Origin of the sequence: Streptomyces sp. NPDC051136 (assembly GCF_044455745.1) — a bacterium.
Lineage (GTDB): Bacteria > Actinomycetota > Actinomycetes > Streptomycetales > Streptomycetaceae > Streptomyces.
This window is the reverse complement of record NZ_JBITFE010000009.1, coordinates 372,608-398,208: the sequence shown is the minus strand read 5'-3', so window position 1 is coordinate 398,208 and position 25,601 is coordinate 372,608. Positions and strand designations below refer to the sequence as shown.

19 protein-coding genes are annotated in these 25,601 nt (G+C 73.8%); 9 read left to right on the top strand and 10 right to left on the bottom strand.

Annotation, left to right across the window (positions count from 1 at the left end; genetic code table 11):
* Window positions 1-90 precede the first annotated feature (90 nt).
* The 3 genes from ACIBCJ_RS26815 to ACIBCJ_RS26805 all read right to left on the bottom strand — a co-directional run bounded on the left by ACIBCJ_RS26815 (window position 91) and on the right by ACIBCJ_RS26805 (window position 5,192).
* Window positions 91-1,398 (bottom strand): VWA domain-containing protein, encoded by a 1,308-nt coding sequence (locus ACIBCJ_RS26815; protein WP_365980459.1) that lies wholly within the window; start codon window positions 1,396-1,398, stop codon window positions 91-93.
* Complete coding sequence (locus ACIBCJ_RS26810; RefSeq protein ID WP_365980458.1) at window positions 1,395-3,992, bottom strand: DUF5682 family protein; 2,598 nt, start codon at window positions 3,990-3,992, stop codon at window positions 1,395-1,397. Before ACIBCJ_RS26810 ends, ACIBCJ_RS26815 begins: the two co-directional genes overlap by 4 nt.
* Before the next feature lie 90 nt (window positions 3,993-4,082).
* A complete protein-coding gene (locus ACIBCJ_RS26805; protein WP_362103532.1) occupies window positions 4,083-5,192 on the bottom strand; it encodes an AAA family ATPase in 1,110 nt (369 codons plus the stop codon).
* 131 nt (window positions 5,193-5,323) lie between these two features.
* On the opposite strand from ACIBCJ_RS26805, the gene ACIBCJ_RS26800 reads away from it, so the two are divergent.
* Window positions 5,324-6,571, top strand: coding sequence for a hypothetical protein (locus ACIBCJ_RS26800; protein ID WP_365980457.1), 1,248 nt, complete (start codon window positions 5,324-5,326; stop codon window positions 6,569-6,571).
* A gap of 502 nt (window positions 6,572-7,073) precedes the next feature.
* Window positions 7,074-8,648: a DUF5691 domain-containing protein gene (locus ACIBCJ_RS26795; protein ID WP_365980507.1), complete on the top strand. Its 1,575-nt coding sequence runs from the start codon at window positions 7,074-7,076 to the stop codon at window positions 8,646-8,648.
* A 240-nt stretch (window positions 8,649-8,888) separates the two neighbouring features.
* Here ACIBCJ_RS26795 and ACIBCJ_RS26790 read toward each other — a convergent pair whose 3' ends face one another.
* On the bottom strand, window positions 8,889-9,305 hold the full coding sequence (locus tag ACIBCJ_RS26790) for a cobalamin B12-binding domain-containing protein (RefSeq protein WP_133887874.1): 417 nt from the start codon (window positions 9,303-9,305) through the stop codon (window positions 8,889-8,891).
* A gap of 425 nt (window positions 9,306-9,730) precedes the next feature.
* Between ACIBCJ_RS26790 and ACIBCJ_RS26785 the strand changes: the two genes are divergently transcribed.
* Together ACIBCJ_RS26785 and ACIBCJ_RS26780 are read left to right on the top strand one after the other, a co-directional pair.
* A complete protein-coding gene (locus ACIBCJ_RS26785) occupies window positions 9,731-10,738 on the top strand; it encodes an alpha/beta fold hydrolase (RefSeq protein ID WP_362103529.1) in 1,008 nt (335 codons plus the stop codon).
* A 196-nt stretch (window positions 10,739-10,934) separates the two neighbouring features.
* Complete coding sequence (locus ACIBCJ_RS26780; RefSeq protein WP_365980456.1) at window positions 10,935-12,515, top strand: peptidoglycan DD-metalloendopeptidase family protein; 1,581 nt, start codon at window positions 10,935-10,937, stop codon at window positions 12,513-12,515.
* Between the two features lie 137 nt (window positions 12,516-12,652).
* Here the strand turns inward: ACIBCJ_RS26780 and pcrA are convergent, their stop codons facing one another.
* Window positions 12,653-15,142 carry a DNA helicase PcrA gene (gene pcrA, locus ACIBCJ_RS26775; protein WP_365980455.1) on the bottom strand — a complete coding sequence of 830 codons (2,490 nt, stop codon included), beginning with the start codon at window positions 15,140-15,142 and terminating at the stop codon, window positions 12,653-12,655.
* A gap of 470 nt (window positions 15,143-15,612) precedes the next feature.
* On the opposite strand from pcrA, the gene ACIBCJ_RS26770 reads away from it, so the two are divergent.
* Both ACIBCJ_RS26770 and ACIBCJ_RS26765 read left to right on the top strand, forming a co-directional pair.
* Entirely contained in the window at window positions 15,613-16,803 is a 1,191-nt protein-coding gene (locus ACIBCJ_RS26770; RefSeq protein WP_362502695.1) for an NlpC/P60 family protein, read from the top strand.
* 27 nt (window positions 16,804-16,830) lie between these two features.
* Window positions 16,831-17,859 (top strand): tellurite resistance/C4-dicarboxylate transporter family protein, encoded by a 1,029-nt coding sequence (locus ACIBCJ_RS26765; RefSeq protein WP_362103525.1) that lies wholly within the window; start codon window positions 16,831-16,833, stop codon window positions 17,857-17,859.
* Here ACIBCJ_RS26765 and ACIBCJ_RS26760 read toward each other — a convergent pair.
* On the bottom strand, window positions 17,837-18,190 hold the full coding sequence (locus ACIBCJ_RS26760; protein WP_362103524.1) for a hypothetical protein: 354 nt from the start codon (window positions 18,188-18,190) through the stop codon (window positions 17,837-17,839). The genes ACIBCJ_RS26765 and ACIBCJ_RS26760 overlap by 23 nt on opposite strands.
* A gap of 307 nt (window positions 18,191-18,497) precedes the next feature.
* Between ACIBCJ_RS26760 and ACIBCJ_RS26755 the strand changes: the two genes are divergently transcribed.
* A complete protein-coding gene (locus ACIBCJ_RS26755) occupies window positions 18,498-19,562 on the top strand; it encodes an NlpC/P60 family protein (RefSeq protein ID WP_362502689.1) in 1,065 nt (354 codons plus the stop codon).
* A 19-nt stretch (window positions 19,563-19,581) separates the two neighbouring features.
* On the opposite strand, the gene ACIBCJ_RS26750 is transcribed toward ACIBCJ_RS26755, so the two are convergent.
* Together ACIBCJ_RS26750 and ACIBCJ_RS26745 are read right to left on the bottom strand one after the other, a co-directional pair.
* Window positions 19,582-20,328, bottom strand: coding sequence for a response regulator transcription factor (locus ACIBCJ_RS26750; RefSeq protein WP_362103522.1), 747 nt, complete (start codon window positions 20,326-20,328; stop codon window positions 19,582-19,584).
* The gene (locus tag ACIBCJ_RS26745; RefSeq protein WP_362103521.1) at window positions 20,325-21,617 is read right to left on the bottom strand and encodes a PspC domain-containing protein; all 1,293 of its coding nucleotides are present in this window, start codon (window positions 21,615-21,617) and stop codon (window positions 20,325-20,327) included. The genes ACIBCJ_RS26750 and ACIBCJ_RS26745 overlap by 4 nt, the downstream gene beginning before the upstream one ends.
* A gap of 190 nt (window positions 21,618-21,807) precedes the next feature.
* Between ACIBCJ_RS26745 and ACIBCJ_RS26740 the strand changes: the two genes are divergently transcribed.
* Window positions 21,808-23,247 (top strand): PspC domain-containing protein, encoded by a 1,440-nt coding sequence (locus ACIBCJ_RS26740; protein WP_365980454.1) that lies wholly within the window; start codon window positions 21,808-21,810, stop codon window positions 23,245-23,247.
* Window positions 23,234-23,479: a hypothetical protein gene (locus ACIBCJ_RS26735; RefSeq protein ID WP_362100921.1), complete on the top strand. Its 246-nt coding sequence runs from the start codon at window positions 23,234-23,236 to the stop codon at window positions 23,477-23,479. The genes ACIBCJ_RS26740 and ACIBCJ_RS26735 overlap by 14 nt, the downstream gene beginning before the upstream one ends.
* A 22-nt stretch (window positions 23,480-23,501) precedes the next feature.
* Here the strand turns inward: ACIBCJ_RS26735 and ACIBCJ_RS26730 are convergent, their stop codons facing one another.
* Complete coding sequence (locus ACIBCJ_RS26730; protein WP_362100962.1) at window positions 23,502-24,029, bottom strand: DoxX family protein; 528 nt, start codon at window positions 24,027-24,029, stop codon at window positions 23,502-23,504.
* 152 nt (window positions 24,030-24,181) lie between these two features.
* Window positions 24,182-25,477: a hypothetical protein gene (locus ACIBCJ_RS26725; RefSeq protein WP_362100918.1), complete on the bottom strand. Its 1,296-nt coding sequence runs from the start codon at window positions 25,475-25,477 to the stop codon at window positions 24,182-24,184.
* Window positions 25,478-25,601: the final 124 nt, after the last annotated feature.

Here is a 25,601-nt window from a genome sequence, read left to right as displayed (position 1 = left end):
GGAGGTGTGGATATTGCGCAAGTCCAGTGGCGCCGACGGCCCGTCATATCCGCCCTTGCCGGTCGCAATCGGGTCACCCGGATCGACGCGTCATCGGCCGGCGTCCGGTATCGGCAGGGGCCGCCCTTCGATCGCCGCCGCCATCACCTCCGGGAAGAGATCGGGCGTGCAGGCGAAGGCCGGTGCGTCGAGTGCCGCGAGCGCCGCCGCGTGTTCCCGGTCGTAGGCGGGCGCCCCTTCGTCGGACAGGGCCAGCAGCGTCACGAACCGCACCCCCGCCGCCTTCATCGCCGCGACCCTCTTGAGCATCTCGTTGCGTATGCCTCCCTCGTACAGGTCACTGATCAGCACGACCACCGTGTCCGCGGGCCGGGTGATCCGCGACTGGCAGTACGCCAGCGCGCGGTTGATGTCCGTACCGCCGCCGAGCTGCGTACCGAAGAGCACGTCGACCGGGTCGTCGAGCCGGTCGGTGAGATCCACGACCGACGTGTCGAAGACGATCAGCCGGGTGTCGATCGAGCGCATCGACGCCAGCACCGCCCCGAACACGGACGCGTACACGACGGACGCCGCCATCGACCCCGACTGGTCGACGCAGAGGACGATCTCCTTCCTCACCGAACGGGATGCCCGCCCGTATCCGACGAGCCGCTCCGGCACGACCGTGCGGTGCTCCGGCAGGTAGTGCTTGAGGTTGGCCGCGATCGTGCGGTTCCAGTCGATGTCCCGGTGACGGGGCCGGCCGGTGCGGGCGCTGCGGTCCAACGCGCCGGTCAGCGCGGCGCGGGTGCGGGGGGCGAGCCGCTTCTCCAGGTCCTCGACGACCTTGCGCACCACGGCCCGCGCCGTCTCCTTCGTCGTCTCCGGCATCGCCTTGTGCAGGGAGAGCAAGGTGCCCACGAGGTGCACGTCGGCCTCCACGGCCTCGAGCATCTCCGGCTCCAGCAGGAGCGTGGCGAGCCCCAGCCGGTCGATCGCGTCCCGCTGCATGACCTGGACGACGGAGGAGGGGAAGTAGGTGCGGATGTCCCCCAGCCAGCGGGCCACGGCCGGCGCCGAGGCCCCGAGTCCCGCCGTACGGTCCCGCCCGGCCCGCGAGGCGTCCTCCTTGCCGTAGAGCGCGGTGAGCGCGCCGTCCATCGCCGCGTCCCGTCCGCCGAGGGCGTGGCCGGTTCCGTCGGCCGGATCGCCACCGAGGACGAGACGCCACCGCCGCAGCCGCTCCTTCCCGGGCGCTTGACCGGGCGCTTGACCGGTCGTCTGATCAGGCGTCTGATCGGCCGTCTGAACAGCCGTCCGGTCATCGACCGCCCCTTCGGTCGCAGGTCGGGCCGGAGGTTCGGTCACGCGTCCGGTCGTGGGATGAGTCGTGGGATGAGTCCTGGGCTCGGTCATGTGGCCGCCTCCGCCAGCTCGTTGTCGTCCGGTGCCGGGTCGCGGCCCAGCAGCAGCCGGACGACCGGCAGCACCGCGTCGGCACGCCCGGTGTCGATGTCGGCCGCGAAGCCCGGTACGGCGGCGCCGGTCGTCGTGACGCTCGCCCGCGCCTCCGGTCCGCGCCTGACCAGCTCGCCGAGTTGGCGGCGCACCCCCGGCTCGTAGGCCGAGAAGGTGCGGCGCAGCAGGGGCAGGACGTCCGTGAACGCGTCCCCCGGTACGCCGGTCAGCCACGCGTCGATCAGGGCGAGCAGCCGCTCGTCGTGCAGGAGGAGCATGCCGCCGCCCGAGCCGCCGCCGACGAAGCCCTCGATCCAGGCGGCCGCGTCCGCCGGTGGCGTCCCCGGGGACAGCACCAGGCCCAGGAGCCGCGCCGCCTCGTCCGGTGCCAGCTCACCGCCGTCCAGCAGGATCCGTACGGCACGCCCGCGCACGACGCCGGGCACGGTGTCCCGCGCGCCCAGGGTCCGCAGCACGGCCCGCCACCGGGCCCGCAGGTCGCCGTGGCCCGGTGCGCGGGCGTCGCCGAGCAGGCCGACGGCCGTGTGCACGGCGTCCACGTGCCGGCGCATCTCCTCGGCCGCGTCGGCGTCCAGGGCGGCGCAGGCGGCGGGCAGGCCGACGAAGACGCGCTCGGCGAGACCCGCGGCGACCTCGGCCAGCGCGCCGGTGTCCGTGCCGCGCACATCGCCGTAGCGCAGCGAACGCACGAGGGCGGGCAGGGCCTCGGCGAGGTGGCCGACGTCCGTGTCGAGCGCCGCCCGGTCGGCGAGGATCCGCATCACCGGCGTGAGCGCGTCCGGCAGTTCGGCCAGCAGGCAGCGCTCGGCGAGCGCGGTGACCTCGGCGAGCCCCCGCGCGGCGACGGCGTCCGCCTCGGCTCTCGCGGTGGCGGCGGAGAGCACGGTCGTGCCCCACACCCCTGCCTCGGCGACCCGCACCGACAACTCCGGCTCCCACCGCAGCCGCCACGTCTCCCGGAACGTGCCCGTGCTGCGCGAGGCGACCGGCTCTCCCCAGCCGACGCCGAGCAGCCGCAGCCGGTGCAGGAGTCTGCTGCGCCCGGCGTCGGTCTCCTTGCGCAGGTCGAGTTCCAGCTCTCTCTCCCGCGCCTCGGGCTTGAGCCGGAGCCGCCGCTGGACGCGGGTCAGGTCCTGCTGCAACGGCACGGCGGGCGCCCCGGCGGGAACCTCTCCGAGCACGTCTCCCACCACCAGGCGGTCGTGGATCAGCGTCAGCGGCACGTCCGAGCCGTCGCACAGCACCGCCCGCACGGCGTCCGTCGTCTCGCCCAGTCCGGGGAGCGGGCGGCCACGGATCGTCGCGAGCGTCCCGGCCAGCCGTGCCGCCTCGATGACGTGGGCCGGGGAGACGATCCTGCCTTCCTCGCGCAGCAGTCCGGCCACCCTGGTCAGCCAGCGCTCGACGGGCCGGTCGGCCGCGGTGAACAGATGCCCGTACCAGCCCGGTGACTCGATGCCCGCCCCGTACCCGCCGGCCCGGGACAGCCTGCGATGGGTCCAGGGCACCCAGGTCATGTCCACCTTGGTCCTGGGCAGCCCCTTCACCAGGGCCCGGTCGGCGCCGACGGCGACCCTGCGCCGCAGCGCGGGCACGTGCCAGGCCCCGCAGACCACGGCGACGCCGTCGGCGAACTCCTGCTCCGCGTCCCGGAGTCGGAGCCGCATGTGAGCTTCCCGCACGAGCTCCCGGTCCTGCGGACCGCCCGGCCCGCCGTCGCACTCCCTCTCCCCCTCGGTCTCCCGCAGCGCCGTCATCGCCTCCTCCAGCGCCTCGAACGGGGCGAACGCGTCCCCCTCTCCCCCGCCGCGGTGCTCGATCACGTCCTCCCACCAGCGCTCGGGGTCGTCGTGTCCGGCCGCCGCGGCCAGGACCGCGAGCGGATCACCCCGGACGTCGGGCTCGGTCGCACCGGGGCCGGCGTCCGCACCCCGGCCGTCCGCCTTTCCGTCCCCCCGGTCGTCGGCTGCCTGCCATGCCAGCGTGTGCGTGGCCGGGAGGTCGATGAAGCGGGCCGGGACACCGTGCTCCAGGGCCCACCGGAGGGCCACCCACTCCGGGGAGAACTCGGCCAGCGGCCAGAACGCCGAGCGGCCGGGCTCGTCCACGGCGTGGGCGAGGAGCGCGACCGGCGGTCGCATGTCCTCGTCGGCGGCCAGCGGGACGAGGGCGTCGGCCTCCGGCGGCCCTTCGATCAGTACGACCCCCGGCCGGGCCGCCTCCAGTGCGGTGCGCACCGCGCGGGCCGACCCCGGCCCGTGGTGCCGCACGCCGAGCAGCAGCGGCCACCCACCCGCGTCCCCCACACCACCCGGCCCGCCGAACACACCGCCCCCGGCACCGCCCAGCCCACCGGCCGCGCCGCCCTCAACACCGCCCACCCCACCGGGCACACCGCCCCCGGCACCGCCTGCTCCTCCGGCCGCACCACCCGCTCCTCCGGCCGCACCGCACACGGCCCGGTCAGTGCCCGACACGCCGTCCCCCTCGCCGGCGGGTCCAGCTCGAGTCCCCGTCGTCCCCCGTCGCATCGACCACCGCCGCAGCCCTCCCGTCTGGTGTCCGCATCTCCACGCCCGTGTCCCCGCTCGTGCCCCCGCCCCGGCCCGCGCCCGTGCCGCTCATGCGGTCACCTCCCGGCAGGCGCGGTAGAAGTCCTGCCAGCCGTCGCGCTCGCGCACGACCGTCTCCAGGTACTCCTGCCAGACGACGCGGTCGGTGGCCGGGTCGCGGACGACCGCTCCGAGGACGCCCGCAGCGACGTCGCCGGACCGCAGCACCCCGTCGCCGAAGTGGGCGGACAGCGCGAGACCACCGGTCACGACGGAGATCGCCTCGGCCGTGGACAGGGTGCCGCTGGGCGACTTGACCTTCGTACGGCCGTCGCTCGTCAGCCCGTCGCGCAGTTCGCGGAAGACGGTGACGACACGGCGGATCTCGTCCGTGCCGTCGGGTGCCGACGGCAGGTCGAGTGAGCGCCCGATCTGGTCGACGCGGCGCGTGACGATGTCGACCTCGGCCTCGGCACTCTCCGGCAGCGGCAGCACGACGGTGTTGAACCGGCGGCGCAGGGCGCTGGAGAGGTCGTTGACCCCGCGGTCGCGGTCGTTGGCGGTGGCGATCAGGTTGAATCCGCGGACCGCCTGCACCTCCTGGCCCAGCTCCGGTATCGGCAGCGTCTTCTCCGACAGAAGCGTGATCAGGGAGTCCTGCACGTCGGCCGGGATGCGGGTCAGCTCCTCCACGCGGGCGGTCATGCCCTCCGCCATGGCCCGCATGACCGGGCTGGGCACGAGGGCGTCCCGGCTGGGGCCGCGGGCGAGGAGCTGTGCGTAGTTCCAGCCGTAACGTATCGCCTCCTCCGGGGTGCCGGCCGTCCCCTGCACCAGCAGGGTCGAGTCGCCGCTGACGGCAGCGGCGAGGTGCTCGGACACCCAGGTCTTCGCCGTACCGGGCACTCCGAGCAGCAACAGGGCCCGGTCGGTCGCGAGGGTGGAGACGGCGACCTCGACGATGCGGCGCGGGCCCACGTACTTGGGGCTGATCACCGTGCCGTCGGGCAATGTGCCACCGAGCAGGTAGGTGGCGACCGCCCACGGCGACAGCTTCCAACGGGCCGGACGCGGGCGGTCGTCCTGCGCGGCCAGCGCGGCCAGTTCGGTCGCGAAGGCATCCTCGGCGTGCGGCCGCAGCACCTCGGCTCCGGACGACGGTTCTGCGTGTGCGGACATGGCTGGTTCCCCCTCCAGCTGGGCCGGTTCGATCTGTCCTCCACGGTGCACCACGCCACTGACAATCGCTCTGACCTGCGGAAACGCTCTACCTCAGTCCATTGTCAGTGGCGGGATCTACCTTCGATGTCATGACTCACGAGGGGGTGCGCCGGACCACGGACCGGTCGCCGGCCTCGGCACCTGACGCTGCGTCACTCTGCGCGGACGGCGGCTTCGGTGCGGTGAAGTCGTGGTGCGGGGGCGGGGAGTTGCGACGAGAGGACGGTGCGGGGGTGACAAGGGGGCCGAGCGAGGAGAGCGCGGTGCCGGAGTCGGAGGGGGAGGCATCCGATCGGGCCGAGGGCTGGAGCGCCGGACCGCGCGGGCCCGAGGAGGGGGAGACGGCGGACGCCACCGCGCCCGCCCCTCCGTCCGCGCCCACGTCCGGTGACCCGGAGGCCGCCCGGCGTCGGGCGGAGCGGCGGGCCGAGCGGATCACGGCGGGCGCCACGGAGCTGGAGCAGCGGCTCGCGGATCTCCTGCGCGGTGGTCTGGCCGGCGTCGAGCAGACGGGATACGGGCTGTGGGAGGAGACGGCGGCCCGCATGGTCGACGCCCAGGCACCGGGACTGGCCTCGCGCGTACGGGAGCTGGGGGCCATACCGTCGTCGGGGCCCGGCTGGCCGGTCCGGCTGCTCGAGGAGTGTGCCCTCCTCCACCTGCTCGACCAGGGCTGGTTGCGCCGCACGCGGCTGCCGGACGACCTGGCGGCGACCGTCCGGTCCCGCGTGGGCCTGCAGGCGCCCGCCGACGGCCCGCCGGTACGGGACCACTGGCTGGTCCTCGCCCAGTACGACACCGTGGACGCCCGGCTGACGACCCGTCGCGTCTGGCTGTACGGCGCGGAGTCGGACCGCACGGCGCTGCTCCTCTCCTACGGCGCCGCGGGACGGGCACCGGAGCTGGAGCTGCCGGTGGGACTGGCCCTGGATGCGGAGGTCTCCGCGTACCCGGGTGCGGGCCGGCGGCGCGTTGCCCTGGGCCGACGGTTCGCACCGCCCGGAGCGGCACGCATACGCCCGAGCGGGGTGACGACGGCGCAGGCGACCGTCCGGTACGGCGACGCGCTCCGCGACGACCCCTGGCTGGACTCGGTGCCGGTGACCTTGGAGCGGGTTGTCCCGGTACCGGACGGCGACGGCTGGCAACTGGCGGACGCGGACGGGGAGACGGCGCTGCCGCTCACCCGGTCCACCGGGAGCCAACCCGGGCTGTGGCGGCTGGTCGCCCTGTCGGGCGGTGCTCCCGTCACAGTCTTCGGCGAGTGCGGCCACCGGGGCTTCACACCACTGACGGCCTGGCCGGCCGGGCCGGGCGCGGCGGTGCCGCTCCGCTGATCCGTTCACGCGAGGGAACCAGACCGGAAGGAGAGGGGACCACATGACCAGGACGCCCGCCCCCGCCGACACCTGCGCCCCGGCGCCGACCACCAGGCCGGCGGCCTCCGCGGTGCGCGCATCAGCCGCCGCGCCGCGCGCCGGTTCCCTGCCGCAGCCCACCGCCGCACAGGACCCGACACAGACATCGGCACCAGCACAGGCACAGGCAGCCTCACCAGAAACGACACCGGGGTCCGCATCCGCACCGGCACCGGCACCCGAGACGGGTCGCGCCGCCCGGCAGACGCCGACCGCCCACGCGCCGACGACCTCCTCCCAGCCCACGGCGGCCTCCGAACCCACGGCGGCTCCCCATCCCACACCGACTCCCGGCCTCACGCCATCACCCGAACCCACGCCGGCTCCCGGCCTCACACCAGCACCCGAACCCACGCCACTTCCCGAACCCACACCCGCTCCCGGCCCCGGACCCGACCCCAACCCCGGCGTCTGGGAGACGCTGGTCACCTCGGCGTTGCTGGGTACGGACCGGCGTACTCCACCGGGTGGAGAGCGCGGGTCGGCCGGCGCGTACGCGCTGCTGGACGCGGCGGCCGCGCAGACCGTCCGACGCCGTGCGGGACTGCGCCCGGCCCGGGCGGCGCGGCGTCCCGAGCCCGCGCCCGAGGACCCCCGCCCGCCGCTGCCGGCCGCGGCGGCCCGGCGGCTCACGACCCTGCTCAGCGACCGCCCCGGCCCCGCGGGCGGCGGCCGCAGGGGCAGCGCGCCCGACCTGATGGAGTTGCTGCCGCAGTGGCTGGCGACCGCGAACGCCCGCGGTTTCGCGGCGCCGCCCCACGCGCTCCCGGCGCTGCTGGACGCCGCGCGAGGGCGTACGGATCTGCGGCCCGCGGCGCTGAGGTTCGCGGGGCCGCGGGCCCTGTGGCTGGCCCGGCTGAACCCGGACTGGCGGTTCGCCCTGCGTGCGTCGGCGGCCTCCGGTGACGTTCCCGTGCCGCCCGGGTCCGGTGCCGCACAGCGGGTGCGGCGGCTCTGGGACGAGGGTCTGTTCGCCGAGCGGGTCGGTCTGCTGTCCTCCCTGCGTTCCCGCGACCCCGCAGACGCACGCGCGTTGCTGGCGTCGACCTGGGCGACGGAGCGGGCCGAGGACCGGTTGATGTTCCTCGACTCGTTGCGGACGGGGCTGGAACCGGGGGACGAGCCTTTCTTGGAGCAGGCGTTGACCGACCGCAGCCGCAACGTACGGGCGACGGCGGCGGAATTGCTCACGGCACTGCCGCACTCCGCCCTGGCGGCGCGGATGGGAGCGCGGGCCGCGACGTGCGTGTCCCTCGACCGCTCCCTCACCCCGCCGGCGATCGTCGTCGAGCCGCCCTACGAGTGCGACGCGGCCATGGAGCGGGACGGCGTGGTGGCCCGGCCGCCCGCCGGGCGGGGTGAACGGTCCTGGTGGTTCGGTCAGTTGGCGGAGGCGGCACCGCTCGCCACCTGGTCGGTCCGGCTGGCCGGGCGGACCCCCGAGGAGATCGTCGCCCTGCCGGTGTCGGAAGGCTGGCAGAGCGAGCTGCACGCGGCGTGGTGCCGTGCGGCGGTACGACAGCGCGACGGCGCGTGGGCGCGGGCACTGCTGGGAGCGCCCACGGCGCCCGAAGCCGGCGGTCCCGGCGCGGTGTCCCTGGCCGAGCGGGCCAAGCTGCTCGGCACACTGGGCCCCGGTGAACGCGCCGAGTGGGTCGCCGGGTTCATCGCGACGCACGGCTTGTCCGAGGCGTTCCAGCTGCTCGGCGTGTGCGCCGTGCCGTGGGCGGTGCCGCTCGGCCGGGCGGTGGTCGACGCGCTGGACATCGCCCGGGACGCCGGGAGCTACCCGTGGAGTTTCAGCGGGGTCATGGGCCTGGCCGAACGCTGCCTCGACCCGGCGGACGCGGGCCGCCTCGACGGCCTGCTGGCGATACCGGACGAGTCGGAGGACGCGTCGCCGGGCGCCGGTGGGTACTGGGCGGAGGCATTCCAGCGGCTCGTCACGACACTGCGCCTGCGGGCGGCGATGACCGAGGAACTCCGGGCGGGGTAGCAGCCGACTCTGCCCGCCGACTCTCCCCGCGGCCGCGGCGGTCCGCGCCATGACCGTGACACTCCGGGCCATGACCGTGGCACTCGATGCCGCCGTGGCCACACCCGTGGCGGTCCGAACGAACCACACCCGCGACCGTCCGGGCCACACTTGCGACCGTCCGGTCACACCCGCGACCGTCCGGGCCACACCCGTGTCGACGCCGGTGCGACAGAACCCGCACCGGCGGAGCGGGCCGCGTTACGCCCCCGCGTGCTCCCGCACGTTCGCCCGGACCCAGTCGACGATGGACGCCGTGGTCGCGCCCGGCGTGAAGATCTCCGCGACGCCCTTGTCCTTCAGCGGGGCGATGTCCGCCTCGGGGATGATCCCGCCGCCGAAGACCAGGATGTCCGCGGCGTCCCGCTCCCGGAGCAGCTCGATCACGGCGGCGAAGAGCGTGTTGTGGGCACCGGAGAGGATGGACAGGCCGATCGCGTCGGCGTCCTCCTGGATCGCGGTGTCGACGATCTGCTCGGGAGTCTGGTGGAGCCCGGTGTAGATGACCTCCATACCGGCGTCGCGCAGGGCCCGCGCGATCACCTTGGCCCCGCGATCGTGGCCGTCGAGCCCCGGCTTGGCCACCACCACGCGGATCGGACCGGCTGCCACACCCATCACTGCCTCCATGAAGCGACTACATCCATCCGTACCGACAAGTACCGCACACTTCCGTCCTCGCGGCGCGGAAAAGCCGCACCACAGCGTCCGGGGAAGTGAACGAACGTTATCCCCAGCATCCCGCAACCGGCAGTTTCGCGGTGGATACAGAGGGGGAAATCACACGGTGGGACATGTTCGCCGCGTACCGCTCCGGGCCGCGGCGACACCATGCGCACGCCAGAGCCGCAGCGAGGGCAGCACGGGTCGGCGGCGAGCCTCGCCGCCCTTCCCCCTACACCACCGGCCTCCCATCGACGCACCTCAGAACACTTGAGCGGACTTAAACCTCGCGAACACCACCAAACACTGGTGTCACGGCTCTCCACGAGGGCACACGAGGGACAGAGGCGTCCCTGCGCGTGCCGACAGGAGGTCGGCCCATGAAGGTCACCACGGCAGCACTGCCCCTTCTCCCGCTCTTCCAGCGTCTTCTGCCCGGTCTGCCGGCGCTCCCCGGGCTTTCCGGACTTCCCGGCATTCCCGGGCTTCCGGCGCTCCGGGGGCTGTCCGACGTGGCAGCCCTGCCGGGCCGGCTGACGGGGCTCTCCCTGACCCTCCTGAAGGCGAGCGCACTGGAGGCCGCGATCCTCGCCGGGCATCTCCTCCTCTATCCCTCGGGGATCGTCCAGGAGCGCCGCCCGGTCCAGGCCCTGCGGCCGACGGAGCCCCGGGACGCGCAGGACGACGCGCAGCCGTCCCCTCCGCCCTCCAGGCTGCCGGTTCCCGTCAGCCCCCCGGTCGTCCTGCTGCACGGCTTCATCGACAACCGGTCGGTCTTCCTGCTGCTGCGCCGCAGCCTGGTCCAGCACGGCAGGCACGAGATCGAGTCGCTGAACTACTCCCCCCTGACCTGCGACATCCGTACCGCGGCCGAGTTGCTCGGCCGGCACATCGAGGAGATCTGCGAGCGGACGGGCAGCGAGCGCGTCGACGTCGTCGGGCACAGCCTGGGCGGTCTGATCGCGCGCTACTACGTGCAGCGCCTCGGCGGAGACCGCCGGGTCCGCACCCTCGTCACCCTCGGCACCCCGCACGCCGGCACCAGGGTGGTCCCGCTGGCGAACGCGCACCCCATCGTGCGCCAGATGCGGCCCGGGTCGGCGGTGATCGAGGAGCTGACCGGACCGGCGCCCGGTTGCCGCACCCGGTTCGTCAGCTTCTGGAGCGACCTGGACCGCGTGATGGACCCGCTGGAGACGGCCTGCCTGGACCACCCCGACCTGAGCGTGGAGAACGTACGGGTGAGCGGCATCGGCCATCTCGCCCTGCCCGTGCACCCCACGGTCGCCACGGGCATCCGGCAGGCACTGGACACGGCCGGACCGGAAGCGGGGAGCGAAACGGCGACGGACACGGACGAACGAGCCGGCGGGCTGACCATCGCCTGAGCCCGACGCAACCCGTTCGGACTCGAACGACAGTCGAACACAAAGCCAAACCCGCGCCCGCCCTCCCCCAAAACACGGCCGATTGCCCGTTTCCTTCGGGCATGAAACCTGCCGAAGATTGTCGTGCCCGTATACCGCCGGGTACAGTCGCCGCACTGCTCTGGCAGCCCCTGTTGTCGAGGCGAAAGAGAAGTTGGTGAACGACCGTCACCCGTCGGGGAGCACGACCACCCCGGCTCCGGCTTCCGACGCCGCATCGGCGCACTACGCGTCGTACGGCACAGGGGAGGCCCAGTACGGCGACCTCACCACGTACGGCGGCTACGAGACCACCGGTTTCTCCACCGGCGGGATCGACTCCTCGGCCTTCGACGCGGACCCCCTCTTCGGCAGCATGCCGGGCCACTACACCGGCACCCACGACGCCACGGGCGCGCACGACGCCACCCAGTGGTCCACGGGCGGCGCGCAGCACCTGCCCTACGACGCGTACGCGGCCCAGCACCACGCCGCCTACGACACCGGCGCCTACGACACGACGTCCTGGACGGCCGGATACCAGCAGCAGCCGGGTCCCGTGCCGCCGCAGGCGACGGGCGAGGCCACCGGGCAGTGGGACACCGGGGCCTGGAGTTCGCCGGACCAGTCGGGCGGACCGGCCGACGGGACCCAGCAGTGGCACTGGGGCACGCAGACCTTCGACACCGGCGCGTTCGCGGGCGGTCCGATGGACACCGGCGCCTACGACGCCACACAGTGGAACGCGAACCCCGCCTCGGTCGAGGACCCGACCGATCCGGCCGCCGGACACCCCGCGCCGGACGACACCCCGCCGGACGGCTCCCCCGTCGCCGCGGACGCCGGCTTCGCCGCATCGACGGAACCGGCCGAATCCGCGCCTTACGACGGTGAGTTGGCCGCCACCGGCGAACTCCCCACGATGACCGGTCTCCTGGACGGCCAGGAGGAGAGCACGTCGGCCGCCCGCATCCCGGCCTCCCGCGCCGGCTCCCGCGCCGGGGCGCGTTCCCGTCGCCGTCAGCCCGCGAAGCGCTCCGCGCTGCTGACCATCGCCGTCCCCTCGGCCTGCGTGATGAGCGTCGCCGGTATCGCCGCCGCGTCCGTGGGCAACCTGACCGGGGACGACGGCACGGACACCGCGGCGTCGGCGCCGGACCCGGGCAACGCGCAGGCCGCGCCGGTGAAACCGTCCGCCGCCAACAACACGCTGGACACCCAGCTCACGAGCCTGGCCGCCGGCGCCAACGACTTCGCGGACCGCGCCAGCCGGACACAGGAGCGCATCGACCTCAAGGCGGAGCAGGCCGCGGAGAAGAGGCGGGCGGCGGAGGAAGCGGCCCGCAAGGAGCGGCTGCGCCCCAAGTTCGCGCTCCCCGTGAAGCAGCACGGCCTCAGCGCGTACTACGGCCAGGCCGGCATCAACTGGATGTCCTCGCACACCGGCATCGACTTCCCCGTGCTGCAGGGCACGACCGTCATGGCGGCGACCGACGGCACCGTGCGGACGCAGTTCAACAGCGCGTACGGCAACATGATGATCGTGACCGCGAAGGACGGCACGGAGACCTGGTACTGCCACCTCTCCGGTTACCAGGTTCCCTCGGGTACGACCGTCAAAGCGGGCGACGCGATCGCGTTCTCCGGCGACTCGGGCAACTCCACCGGCCCGCACCTGCACTTCGAGGTGCGCCCGGCGGGCGGCTCGTCGATCGACCCGCTCCCGTGGCTGCGCAGCCACGGCCTCAACCCGACGTGACGCCGTAACGTCTCAGCAGACCAGGCAGACCGGGCAGACCGCTCCGCCGGGCCGGACCGGCGATCGTCCCGGCCGGGCGGCGACGACCGGCCCGGACGGAAGCCCGGCCCCTCGCCACGCCGCCCCGGGGCCCGCCCTCAGAGCTTCTCCACCGGCGCGTACCGCAGCAGCAGCCGCTTCGGCTTGGTGTCGCCGAAGTCGATCGTCGCCTCGGCGTTCGACCCGGTGCCCTTGACCCCGACCACCGTGCCGAGGCCGAACTGGTCGTGCGTGACGCGGTCGCCGACCGCCAGCGAGACCGTCGGCTGCTCGGCGCCGGACGACCGGCGGGTGGCGAAGCCGGACGCACCCGAAGCCGAGGACCGGGACCGGGACGACGACAGCGAGGCCGCCACGCCCGAGACCGCCGCCGACGGCGCGGGCCCGTTCGCCCCGGTGCGCTTCCACTCCAGGTGGGGAGCCGGGATCTCCTCCAGGAAGCGCGAGGGCGGGTTGTACGACGGCTGGCCCCAGGCGCTGCGCAGCGTCGACCGGGTCAGGTAGAGGCGTTCGCGGGCGCGCGTGATGCCGACGTAGGCGAGGCGCCGCTCCTCCTCCAGCTCCTTGGCCTGACCGAGGGCGCGCATGTGCGGGAACACGCCGTCCTCCATGCCGGTGAGGAAGACGACCGGGAACTCCAGGCCCTTGGCGGTGTGCAGGGTCATCAGGGTGACGACGCCGTCGCCGTCCTCCTCGTCCGGGATCTGGTCGGAGTCCGCCACGAGCGCGACCTTCTCCAGGAAGTCGGCCAGCGTGCCGGCCTCCTCGCCCTCGGCCCGCTCCTGCTCGAACTCCAGGGCGACCGCCGCGAGTTCCTGGAGGTTCTCGATACGGGTCTCGTCCTGCGGGTCGGTGGAGGCCTGCAACTCGGCCAGGTATCCGGTGCGTTCGAGGATCGCCTCAAGAACGGTCGCCGGTCCGGCCCCGGACTCGACGATGGTGCGCAGGTCCTCCATCAGCGTGTTGAACCGCTTGACGGCGTTCGCCGAGCGCGCGGCCATGCCGTACGCCTCGTCGACGCGCCGCAGCGCCTGCGGGAAGCTGATCTTCTCGCGCTGGGCGAGGGCGTCGATCATCGCCTCGGCGCGGTCGCCGATGCCGCGCTTGGGGACGTTGAGGATGCGGCGCAGCGGCACCGAGTCCTCCGGGTTGGCCAGCACCCGCAGGTAGGCCAGGACGTCCCGGACCTCCTTGCGCTCGTAGAAGCGGACGCCGCCGACGACCTTGTAGGGCAGGCCGGTGCGGATGAAGACCTCTTCGAAGACACGGGACTGCGCGTTGGTCCGGTAGAAGACGGCGACGTCGCCTGCCTTCGCGTCGCCCGCGTCGGTGAGGCGGTCTATCTCGTCGGCGACGAACTGCGCCTCGTCGTGCTCGGTGTCGGCGACGTACCCGGTGATCTGCGCGCCGCTGCCCTGGTTGGTCCACAGGTTCTTGGGGCGGCGGGACTCGTTGCGCTCGATGACCGCGTTGGCGGCGCTGAGGATCGTCTGCGTGGAGCGGTAGTTCTGCTCCAGGAGGATCGTCGTCGCGTCCGGGTAGTCCTCCTCGAACTGGAGGATGTTGCGGATGGTGGCGCCGCGGAAGGCGTAGATCGACTGGTCGGCGTCGCCCACCACGCACAGCTCGGCGGGCGGGACCTCGGCCTCCGGCGGCACGTCGACAGCGTGCTCCGAGGGCACGCCGACCAGCTCGCGCACCAGGGCGTACTGGGCGTGGTTGGTGTCCTGGTACTCGTCGACCAGGACGTGCCGGAAGCGGCGGCGGTAGTGCTCGGCGACGTCGGGGAAGGCGCGGAGCAGGTTGACCGTCGTCATGATCAGGTCGTCGAAGTCGAGGGCGTTGGCCTCACGCAGCCGCGACTGGTACATGGCGTAGGCCTGGGCGAGGGTCTTCTCGAAGCCGTCGGCGGCCTGGGCCGCGAAGTCCTCCTCGTCGATCAGCTCGTTCTTCAGGTTGCTGATCTTCGCGCTGAAGGATTTCGGCGGGTAGCGCTTCGGGTCCAGGTCGAGGTCGCGGCAGACCAGCGCCATGAGCCGCTTGGAGTCGGCGGCGTCGTAGATCGAGAACGACGAGGTGAAGCCGAGCTTCTTGGACTCGCGGCGCAGGATGCGGACGCAGGCGCTGTGGAAGGTCATGACCCACATCGCGTTCGCCCGCGGGCCGACGAGCTGTTCCACCCGCTCCTTCATCTCGCCCGCGGCCTTGTTGGTGAAGGTGATCGCGAGGATCTGCCCGGGGTGGACGTGCCGCTCGGCCAGCAGGTGGGCGATGCGGTGGGTGAGGACGCGGGTCTTGCCGGAGCCGGCACCGGCCACGATGAGCAGAGGGGAGCCGGAGTGGACGACGGCGGCGCGCTGGTTGTCGTTCAGCCCCTCCAGGAGGGCGGCGGCGTCCAGGGCGGGGCGCGGGGCGCCGTCCCGGTAGTGGGTGTCCCGGTCCGGAGGCACGTCGAACTTCCCGCCGAACAGATCGTGCGGGACCGGCTCCGGTCCGTGATCGTCCTCGGGCGGCGGCGGAGGTTCCTCGTCGTGACCCCGGGGGGTCTGGAGGCTCGCCAGGAAGCTGTCGTCAAAGAGGCTGCTCATCGCTCTCCGAGTCTAGGGCGCCCCACCGACAACCCGGTGCCACCCCGGAAAATGACCGGCTTCCCGGACACGGGCACGCCCCGCGACCGGCCGGAACACGAAGGGTGACGACTGCGAGCGGCCCGAAGGCGCTCGAACGAAAGGTCACGAAAATGTATCGGGCATATCACCCAGCAACCTTCACAGCGGCCACACGAGTTGGCTACGGTGCGGGTCAGGCCGCTCGACCCCCTCCGGCGAACCTCGCCGGGCCGCGCGGCCTCCGCCGAGTCCGGACTGCCCGCACGGCACCCGGAGCCGGGGACCCACCGAGACCTTGGGGGGAATAGGCCGCACCGCCCTCGACGAGGGGCCGGTGCGCCGCAGGGCAACCCTTCCGAACCGCCCGAACCCTCCCCCAGTGCCCGAACGGCCTGGGAGGTACCCCCCTCGCCGACCCGGTAGGCGGAGCACTGGAAGGAGTCGCCTCCTTGGCGTCGCACCGCAAGTCGCGTCCCACCGGCGCCCGCGTCGCGGGCATGCGCACCCCGGCCCTCGCCACCGCGGCCCTCACCTCCGTCGCCCTGCTGTCCCAGACCGCGAACGCCGCGCCGTCGGACGACCGGCCGACCCTTGAGGAGGTCGAGAAGAAGGTCGACGACCTCTACCGCCAGGCCGGGTCGGCGACCGAGAAGTACAACGCGGCCAAGGAGAGGACCACCAAGCAGCGCAAGAAGGTCGACACGCTCCTCGACGACGTCGCCCGCCGCACCCAGGACCTCAACGACGCGCGCGAGGAGCTGGGTTCCTTCGCCTCCGCCCAGTACCGCACCGGCGCCGCCGTCCCGGAGACCGCGACCCTGCTGCTCGCGGACTCGCCGCAGGACTACTTCGACCAGAACCAGCTGATGAACCGGCTCACGGGCCGGCAGAAGAGCGCCGTCGACGACTACGTCACCCAGCAGTCCGAGACGATGAAGAAGCGCCGGGAGGCCACCGAGAGCCTCGGGACGCTCACCGCATCGCAGAACGACCTCAAGACGGCCAAGTCGACCGTCCAGAAGAAGCTGGCCACCGCGCGGCAGTTGCTGTCGGAGCTGACCGCCGAGGAGAAGGCCCGGCTCGCGGCGATCGAGAAGAAGAAGCAGCAGGAGGCCGCCCGCAAGGCCGCCGAGCTGGCGAAGCGGCAGGCGGCGCAGGAGGCGGAGCGCAAGCGGCAGGAGGAGGCCGCCCAGCAGCAGGAGAGCGGCGCCGGATCCGGTTCTCCGGGGACCTCCGGCGGCACCGGTTCCTCGGGGTCCTCGACGCCGGACACCTCGAACGGCACCAGGGCCGAGAAGGCGATCGCCTTCGCCCGCGCCCAGATCGGCAAGCCGTACGTCTGGGGCGCCACCGGCCCCGGCTCCTACGACTGCTCGGGCCTGACCCAGGCCGCCTGGAAGGCCGCGGGCGTGAGCCTGCCGCGCGTCACCTACGACCAGGTCGACGCGGGCACGACCGTCCCCGTCTCCCAGGCGCAACCCGGTGACCTGGTCTTCTTCTACGACGACATCAGCCACGTCGGCCTGTACATCGGTGACGGCATGATGATCCACGCCCCGAAGCCGGGCGCGTACGTCCGCGAGGAGTCGATCTTCTACGACGGCGAGTCGTCGATCCACAGCGTGGTGCGCCCGGCCTGACCGACCGGGGTCCTTAGCATCGAGCCCATGTCATCGGCGTCCTCGGCAGCGGCCACCCGTCCCCACGCTCTGCGCGCCTGGTGGGCGCAGCGCCCGCCGGCCGCCGGGGCCGCGGTGATGGCGACCGGCATCGTGTCGGTCGCCCTGCATCTGACGGGCCGCGAGGTGCTGTCCCGGATCGCCCTGGTCCTGGCCTGTGCCGCCTGGCTCACGCTGGCGGCGAACTTCGTCTACCTGCTGCTCGTCGAGCGGGCGCAGTGGGTGAAGCAGGCGGGGACGCCGGGCGCGCTCACCGCCGTGGCCGCGACGACCGTGCTCGGTACCCGGTTCTCTCTGCTCGGTTGGACGCTGCTGGCGGCGGTGCTGCTGGCGCTGTCGGCCCTGCTGTGGCCGTGGCTGCTGTCTCTGGTGGTGCGGCACTGGGGGCGGAGGATGCCGGGGGCGGTGTTCCTGGGCTGCGTGGCCACGGAGGGGCTCGCCGTGCTGGCCGCCACGCTGGCCGCGGCCACCTCGACCCCGTGGCTGGCGCACACGGCCCTGGTGCCGTTCTGGCTGGGGATCGCGCTCTATCTGATCGCGCTGTTCCGCTTCGATCTGCGGCAGGTGGCCCGGGGTTCCGGGGACCACTGGGTGGCGGGCGGCGCGCTCGCCATCTCGGCGCTGGCCGGCTCCAAGCTGCTCGCGGCGGCCGGCACCGGCATGTACCTGTGGAACGCCGACGACCAGGCCGTGCTCCACGACCTGACCGTCTTCCTGCTCGCCCTCGACCTCGCCTGGTACGCCGTGCTGCTGGCGGCCGAGATCGCCTGGCCCCGCGTCCGCTACGACGTGCGCCGCTGGTCGACGGTCTTCCCGCTCGGCATGACGGCGGCGGCGACGCTGTCGGTGGCCGCCGCCGTCGACGTCCCGTGGCTGGACGCGCCCGGCCGGGCGCTGCTGTGGATCGCGGTGGCCGGGTGGCTGGCGGTCGCGGCGGGGGCGGTCGCCCAGGCCCGGGCGGGGCTGCGGTCCGGTCCCGGGGACGCCGGGGCGGTCAGGTCCACAGCACCGCGATGAAGACGTTCGCCAGGGTCAGCGCGCCCACCAGGGCGAACAGCGGCTTCTCCACCTTCTCGTCGTCGCGCTTCACGTAGACCAGGCCGAGGATCACGATCAGGAGGGCGAGCTTCACGCCCATCTTGACGTTGTCGACGGGGTGGTCCTGAGCCTGGTTGAGGCCGATCAGGACGGCACCGGTGACCAGCATCGTCAGCGCGCCGTGCAGCATCGCGGGGGTGTACCTGGCGGTGCCCCGGCCCATCGCCTTCATCTGGGTCAGGAACCCCCCGAGGAGCGCGGCGATCCCGACGATGTGCAGGCCGACGAAGAGGTGGATGAGTACGTCCATGAGGCCGGAGCCTAGTGAGCACCCGCACCCGCCCGGGCACCGGGCCGCCTCGGCGCTCCCATAACAGCTCACGCACCCCGCCCGCCCCCGGTCCGGCATATCGGTCATCACCCTGTGTGAAGACGACGGGCTCCGACGGGGGTGACGCTCACTTACGGTCGCCGTCGATCCGGTACCGCCACTTCCGCGCATCCCGTCACCGGACCGTTACCGACGCGCCTAGCGTCCTGGCCCGGGCAGCCGGCGCGGACCGGAGCCGACCCGGCGCGGGCCGGAGTCGAGTCGTACGGAAGGACGTGGAGCACAGGTGGGAACGCACCGCAGGCCGCGACAGCGCGCGACGGGCGGCGGCAGAGCCCGTACCGCGGCCACCCTCACCCTCGCGGGCGCGGCCACCGCGGCGGGGCTGGGCGGTACCGGTCACGCCGATCCGCAGCCGACGGCGGCGCAGGTCAGGGCCAAGGTGGACAAGCTCTACCAGGAGGCAGAGGTGGCCACGGAGAAGTACAACGGCACGAAGGAGAAGGCGGATGCCGCGGAACGGCGCCTGGAGGAGCTGCGGGACGAGGCCGCCCGCAAGGAGGACCGGCTGAACACGGCGCGGGAGGCGCTGGGCGCGGTCGCGGCCGCGCAGTACCGCAGCGGTGGCCTGGACCCGGCGCTGCAACTCGCGCTCTCCTCCGACCCGGACCGCTACCTCGACGGCGCCGCGTTCGCCGAGCGCGCGGGCAGCCGGCAGTCCGCGGCCGTCGGGCGGGTGCGCAAGGAGCTCCGCGACATCGAGCAGCTGCGCGGCGCGGCCCGCATCGAGGTGGCCTCGCTCACGTCGCGACGGGCCGAGCTGAGACGCCACCGCGAGACCGTCAACGGCAAGCTGGAGGCGGCCCGCCGCCTGCTGTCCCGGCTGACCGCCGAGGAACGCGCCGGCGCCGGCGGGGCGACCGCGGACGGTGCTCCCCGCGCCTCCCGCGCCTCTTCCGCCGGGCCCCGGGAGGGCCTGGCCGCGTCCGCCCAGGCACCCAACCCCCGGGCGGCGGCGGCCGTCGCCTACGCCTACCAGAAGCTCGGCAGCCCCTACGTGTGGGGCGCGACCGGCCCGAACGCCTTCGACTGCTCGGGCCTCACCCAGGCCGCCTACCGGGCCGCCGGAATCTCCCTGCCGCGCACGACCTACGCCCAGATCGACACGGGCCGCCGGGTCTCACGGTCCGAACTCCTCCCGGGCGACCTGGTCTTCTTCTACTCGGGCATCAGCCACGTCGGCATCTACGTCGGCAACGGGCAGATGATCCACGCCCCGAACCCGTCGGCGCCGGTCCGCGTGGCCCCCGTCGACGAGATGCCGTTCGCGGGGGCCGCGCGGGTGGCCTGAGACACCTGTCGCGGGGCGGTCAGACCAGCCGTCGTGCCGTCGCCCAGCGGGTCAGCTCGTGCCGGTTGGACAGCTGGAGCTTGCGCAGGACCGCCGACACGTGGGACTCGACCGTCTTCACCGAGATGTACAGCTGCTTGGCGATCTCCTTGTAGGCGTAGCCGCGGGCGATCAGGCGCAGCACCTCGCGCTCGCGCTGGGTGAGCCGGTCGAGGTCCTCGTCGACCGGCGGGGCGTCGGTGGAGGCGAACGCGTCGAGGACGAAGCCGGCCAGCCGCGGGGAGAAGACGGCGTCCCCCTCCTGTACGCGGAAGACGGAGTCGACCAGGTCGGTGCCGTTGATGGTCTTGGTCACGTAGCCCCGGGCGCCGCCGCGGATCACGCCGATCACGTCCTCCGCCGCGTCCGAGACGGACAGCGCGAGGAAGCGGACGGGCCGCTCGGCGTCGCTCATCAGGGGCGCGCAGCGGCGCAGCACCTCGACCCCGCCTCCGCCGGGGAGGTGCACGTCGAGCAGGACGACCTCGGGGCGGGTCGCGGTGATGACCGTGACGGCCTGGTCCACGTCGGCGGCCTCCCCGACGACCTCGACCCCGGTCTCGGCGGTCTGGCCGATCTCGGCCTGGACGCCGGTGCGGAACATGCGGTGGTCGTCGACGAGCACCACGCGTACGCGGCGCTCCCCCGCGCCGTCACCGGCCGGCCGCGCGGGCTCGGCCGCTCCGCCCGCTCCCGCCGTTCGGTTCGCCTCGGTCGGGTCGCTCATGACGTCTTCTCCGCCCTCTCCATCTCCAGTTCGACCTCCGTGCCGCCGTCCGGCACCGCGCGCAGCCGCGCCGTGCCGCCGTTGCGCTCCATCCGGCCGATGATCGATTCTCTGACGCCCATGCGGTCGGCGGGTATCGAGTCCAGGTCGAAGCCGGGGCCGCGGTCCCGGACGGACACGAAGACCGTCCTGCCCTCGACTTCGGCGAAGACCTGTACGGCGCCGCCCTCGCCACCGTACTTGGCCGCGTTCACCATCGCTTCACGCGCGGCCTGCATCTGTGCGCTGGTCCGCTCGTCGAGCGGGCAGTCGCCGACGACCACCACCTCGATGGGGACGCCGTGCTTGTCCTCGACCTCCGCCGCGTTGCGCTTCACGGCCTCGGCGAGGGTGGTGGGCTCGTCGTCCTCGTCCTTGCCGTTGCCCTCCGGCTTGTAGAGCCAGGTGCGCAGGTCGCGCTCCTGGGCGCGGGCCAGGCGGCGCACCTCGCCCGCGTTCTCCGCGTTGCGCTGGATCAGCGTCAGGGTGTGCAGCACGGAGTCGTGGACGTGTGCGGCGACCTCGGCGCGCTCCTGCGCGCGGATGCGCATCAGCCGCTCCTCGGACAGGTCCTGCGTCATCCGGACCAGGTAGGGGCCGGCGAGGAGGGTGATGCCGACGAGGACGGCGAGGGCCGCCTGGAGGACCGAACCGAGGTGGGCCGCGGACCCCTGGAGGACGAAGATGCCGGTGACGCCCGCCGTCACCAGCAGGACGCCCGCCACCGAGCGCAGCAGGGTGACGGTCCGGCGGTGGCGTCCCACCTCGGCCCAGCGGGCCCGGCGCGCGTTGTCCGCCTGGCGCCAGACGAGGGCGACGCCCGCGCCGACGAGCACGGTCGGCCAGAGGTACGCCTTGGCCCCGCCGCCCAGGTCGACGTTGCCCACGAAGACCAGGGCGACGACGACCATGAGGAGCAGCGCGACCATCTGCCCCTTGTCCGGTCTACGGGCCACGAGCCGGCGGCGGCCGTCCGGCGTCGTCTCGGAGGTGACGAGGGACGGCGGCTTCTGCGCCTCCACGCCCCCGACCCCCAGCGGCACGAAGAACCAGAAGGCCGCGTACAGCAGCGCGCCCAGGCCGTCGGCCATGAACAGGCCGACGAAGGCGAACCGGACCCAGATCACGGGCAGCCCGAGATGCCCGGCGAGCCCCCGCGCCACCCCGCCGAGCCAGCGTCCGTCGCTGCTGCGGTAGAGCTTGCGCGGCGGCCGCGGTCCGACGACGGGTGCTGCTGCGGCTTCCGGCATGACACCGATGTTCACACGCGGGCGGGAGTAGGGGCATCAGGGTCGTTCCCCCACTCGCCCCTGATCTTCGGCCCGTGGCGCTCCCGGCGCGCCTCGAACGCCTCCCGGGCCCGGAGTCAGGGCCGATATCAGGGTCCGACCAGGGTCGAACCGGCTCCCGTCACGGCGTCACGGCCGTCACCATGGACGCATGACAGATCACGAGCACGCCGCGACGGGTCCGGGACCCGGCTCCGGCCCGCGCCCCCCGCAGGGCGACGGGCCGCAGGGTGCCGCGCCCGCCGCGGACGCCGGTGCGGGCGGCGCGGGCGCCACGGCCGGCGCGGGCGCCGTCGGCGGCGCGGATGCTCCCGGGCCGCCGCACCGGTTCCGGCGCGACCGGCGGCACAAGACGCTCGCCGGAGTGTGCGCGGGTCTCGGCCGGCAGTGCGACCTGGATCCGGTGATCTTCCGGATCACCCTCGCGGTGCTCTCCGCGACCGGCGGCATCGGTCTCCTCTTCTACGGCTTCGCCTGGCTCTTCGTCCCGTACGACGACGAGGAGGAGAACGAGGTGCGCAAGCTGCTGACCGGCCGGGTCGACGGCCAGGCCCTGGCGGCCGTGCTCTTCGCCCTGGTCGGCTGCGGGGTCTTCCTCACCATGTTGCACAACGGCGGCGTGCTGACCTTCGCCGTCGTCCTCTCCCTGCTGCTGGCGGGCGCCGGATACTGGTCGCGGCACCGCCGGACGCCCGAGCCGGACCCGCTGTCGGCCCAGGCCGTCGCCGACGCCCCGCCGGAGGCCCAGGCACCGCCGATCATGTACACCTGGCCCTCCTGGTGGCGGGACCCCATCGTCAAGGACGGCACGCACGACGGCGGGACGGGATACATGTGGGGCCCGCCGGACTCCGCGCGCCGCGACGTCGCGGCGGCCGTCACCATCGGCCGCGGGACCCGGGGGCGCCGCGACCGGGCCCTGGAGGACGACCTCGGTTCCCGGTCGCCGCAGGTGCGCGGCTCCCGGGGGATCGGCGGCTGGGTGTTCCTCCTCGCCCTGCTCGCGGGCTTCCTCGGGACCCGGCTGACCTGGGACGACCGGACGCTCGCCACCAGCCTGCAAACCGGGCTCGCGTGTGCCCTCGCCGCCTTCGGCCTCGGTATCGCGGTCAGCGCCTTCCTCGGGCGTACGGGAGCCGGCTCGGTCTTCCTCGCGGTCGTCACGGCGGGCCTGCTCGCCGGGACGACCGCGATCCCCCAGGAGGTCGGCACCGAATGGGTGCGCACCACCTGGCGGCCCACCGCGGTCGCCGACGTGCGCGACCGGTACGACGTCGGCGCGGGCAGCGGCACCCTCGACCTGTCCCGCCTCGACCTGGCCGAGGGACGGACGCTGACCACCCGGGCGGACGTGGGCGTGGGACGGATACGGGTGGTGGTGCCGAGGGACGTGACCGTGCGGCTCAGTGTCGAGGTGGGGGTGGGCGACATCCAGCTGCCGGGCGACGACGAGAAGGACGTGGACGTGGCACCGGGCAAGCACAAGGAGATCACCCTGCCTCCCGCCGAGGGCGGCGGGAACGGCGGCACGCTCGACCTCGACCTCCAGGTCGGCGTCGGTCAGGCGGAGGTGACCCGTGTGGCGTCATGAGTTCCAGCCGGGGCGGCTGGTGGCCGGTGTCTTCCTGATGCTGGCCGGAGTCGTCTACGCCGGCGACGCGGGCGGCCTGTGGGAGACGCCGTGGTTCGTGCTGGTCCCGGTCGTCACGGGCGGGCTCTGCACCGCCGGCGCGGTCGGGGTCGTGGCCCGCTCCGTCCACCGGCGCCGCGGGGCGCGCCGCGCGACGGCGCCGGACGAGCCGGAGACCGGCTTCCCCCGCTGACGGGCAGCGGGGGCGGCCGCCGCTACCGGTAGCCGCCGGTGCGGCGCCGGCGCCGGGAGCGCAGCACGGCGTCCAGGGACAGCAGCGGGGCACCCGCGAGGACGAGGGGGAGCCAGGCCATCAGGTAGGCGAGGTCGTTCCCGTAGTAGTACGGGTCGGAGGCCCAGCTGACGGTCAGCCACAGGCTGAGCGAGATCAGCGCGCCGCCGAGCGCCGCGATCCGGGTGAGGAGTCCGAGCAGCGTGCCGAGACCGACCGCCAGCTCGCCCAGGGCGATGGCGTAGCCGAAGCCGGACGGGCTCTTCAGGGCGAGGTCGACCAGGGCGGGGACGGCCGAGGAGTCGCGGACGGCACGCATCATGTCGCCGACGGAGCCGGCGCCCGCGTCCTTCATGAAGGCGCTGTCGGTGAGCTTGTCCAGGCCGGCGTAGACGAAGGTGACGCCGAGGAAGATGCGCAGCGGGACGAGCGCGTACCGGGCGGCGTGGTCCCGCCAGGTCCCCCCGCCCCCGGGGGAGAGGTGGACGTCCGTCCGCACACCGTGAGTCATCATCGCCAGCCGCCTCTCGCCCCGTGTGCCCGGACCCCCCAGCAGACCATACGTACGACAGGGGGTCCCCGCTCACCCCTCGGCGACCGGTTTCTCACCGTGTTCCGACAGGTCACCGACGCCGGCCGGCCGCCGGGCCGGGGCGCGGGGTGTCAGTCCGTCACGTCGATCGCGTACCGGTTGGTCTCCACGCCCGCCCCGGTGACCACCTGGACGTCCACCCGGCCCGGTTCGACGTCCGCCGGGACGGGCACCGTGAGCAGGTCGTCCGTCGGGTTGCTGAAGCCGCCCGTCACCGGGACCAGGGGCACGTGGACGTTGACCGCGCCGATCCGGACGACCATCCGGGACAGCCGGTCCGCCCGCTGGGCGCCCGGCGGCACGAAGCCCGCGCCGCGGATCTCGATGTCGTCGCCGGTGCGGATCGGCGCGTCCAGGTCGCCGGCCTCCCGGGCCCGGACCACGGAGAGGATCACCGGCCGGCCGCCCTCGGCGTACTTCCCGGCCACGTAGGTCGCCGCCGACACGAGCACCACCACCGCCAGGCCCCACGGCAGGTCGGGCAGCTGCTCCGGGCGGCGGGCCAGGCGCACGGCCGCGAACACGAGGGCCACGGCGGCGATCACGACGTACTGGATGTCGGCGAAGGTGCCGCGGCCGGCGTCGTCCGTCAGCAGGTCGGAGGCGCGCGGCCGGTCGGCCCGTACCTTCTGCAACCGCTGTCCCAGCACGCGCAGCCCGACCACCCGGCGCACCAGGACCGCGATCCCGCAGACCACCGCGAGCACCGTCACGGTGCCGGTGCCGCGGCCCAGCCCGAGGCCCGAGATCAGCGCGTCGCGCCGGTCCGCGTCCGAGGCGACGGCCAGCTGCCCGGCCAGCACGAGCACCGCGTAGGCGACGAAGAGGACCCAGGCCGCCGCCACGGCACGGGAGGTGGACAGCCGGTTGTCCTCGCCGACGACCGGGGCCAGCGCGCCGCCCCGGGCCCGGTGGAAGTACGACGCCGCCGTCAGCGCCCCGGCCAGCACCAGCGCCGCCGCCAGCCCGGCGGTGCGCGCCGCCGACCAGCCGGCGCCGACGGCGGTGAGGCACTGCCCGAGCAGCAGCAGGACGGTCCCCGCCCACACGGCGGCCGCAGTGCGCCGGCCCAGCCCCGCGAGCCAGGCGTCGCCCTCGGCCCGGCCGCGTTCGGCGACGGCTTCCGCGGACTGGGTCAACTCCTCCGAGACCCACTGGCGGGAGGCGGAGGCCGAGTGGGCCACCGCCGCCGGAAGGCCCTGCCCGGCCGCGAACTCGTCCCGCCGCCTCAGGAACGCGGCGACCGCCCGGCGGTGCCCCTCACGGGCCCCGTGCGGGCAGTCCCCGCAGGTGCAGCCACCGCCGTGCGCCGCCTCGTACGCGCCCTTGTCCGAGCCGCTCCCGCGTCTCGCCTCCTGCACCGCCACGCCCGACGCCCGCCTTCCCGCACCCTGGTGAGAAACCGTCCCGAGCGACCGTGGGAAGAAGCCGTCCAAGCCTCTAAGTCCCTTGGGACGAAAGCGAATTGTGCCGTACTCCGGCCCCCGTCCG

Coding starts and splice junctions, on each gene's coding strand:
- ACIBCJ_RS26815 (WP_365980459.1), bottom strand. CDS start 1,398: ATGACCGAGCCCAGGACTCATCCCACGACTCATCCCACGACCGGACGC.
- ACIBCJ_RS26810 (WP_365980458.1), bottom strand. CDS start 3,992: ATGCGACGGGGGACGACGGGGACTCGAGCTGGACCCGCCGGCGAGGGG.
- ACIBCJ_RS26805 (WP_362103532.1), bottom strand. CDS start 5,192: ATGTCCGCACACGCAGAACCGTCGTCCGGAGCCGAGGTGCTGCGGCCG.
- ACIBCJ_RS26800 (WP_365980457.1), top strand. CDS start 5,324: ATGACTCACGAGGGGGTGCGCCGGACCACGGACCGGTCGCCGGCCTCG.
- ACIBCJ_RS26790 (WP_133887874.1), bottom strand. CDS start 9,305: ATGGGTGTGGCAGCCGGTCCGATCCGCGTGGTGGTGGCCAAGCCGGGG.
- ACIBCJ_RS26785 (WP_362103529.1), top strand. CDS start 9,731: ATGAAGGTCACCACGGCAGCACTGCCCCTTCTCCCGCTCTTCCAGCGT.
- pcrA (WP_365980455.1), bottom strand. CDS start 15,142: ATGAGCAGCCTCTTTGACGACAGCTTCCTGGCGAGCCTCCAGACCCCC.
- ACIBCJ_RS26765 (WP_362103525.1), top strand. CDS start 16,831: ATGTCATCGGCGTCCTCGGCAGCGGCCACCCGTCCCCACGCTCTGCGC.
- ACIBCJ_RS26760 (WP_362103524.1), bottom strand. CDS start 18,190: ATGGACGTACTCATCCACCTCTTCGTCGGCCTGCACATCGTCGGGATC.
- ACIBCJ_RS26750 (WP_362103522.1), bottom strand. CDS start 20,328: ATGAGCGACCCGACCGAGGCGAACCGAACGGCGGGAGCGGGCGGAGCG.
- ACIBCJ_RS26745 (WP_362103521.1), bottom strand. CDS start 21,617: ATGCCGGAAGCCGCAGCAGCACCCGTCGTCGGACCGCGGCCGCCGCGC.
- ACIBCJ_RS26740 (WP_365980454.1), top strand. CDS start 21,808: ATGACAGATCACGAGCACGCCGCGACGGGTCCGGGACCCGGCTCCGGC.
- ACIBCJ_RS26730 (WP_362100962.1), bottom strand. CDS start 24,029: ATGACTCACGGTGTGCGGACGGACGTCCACCTCTCCCCCGGGGGCGGG.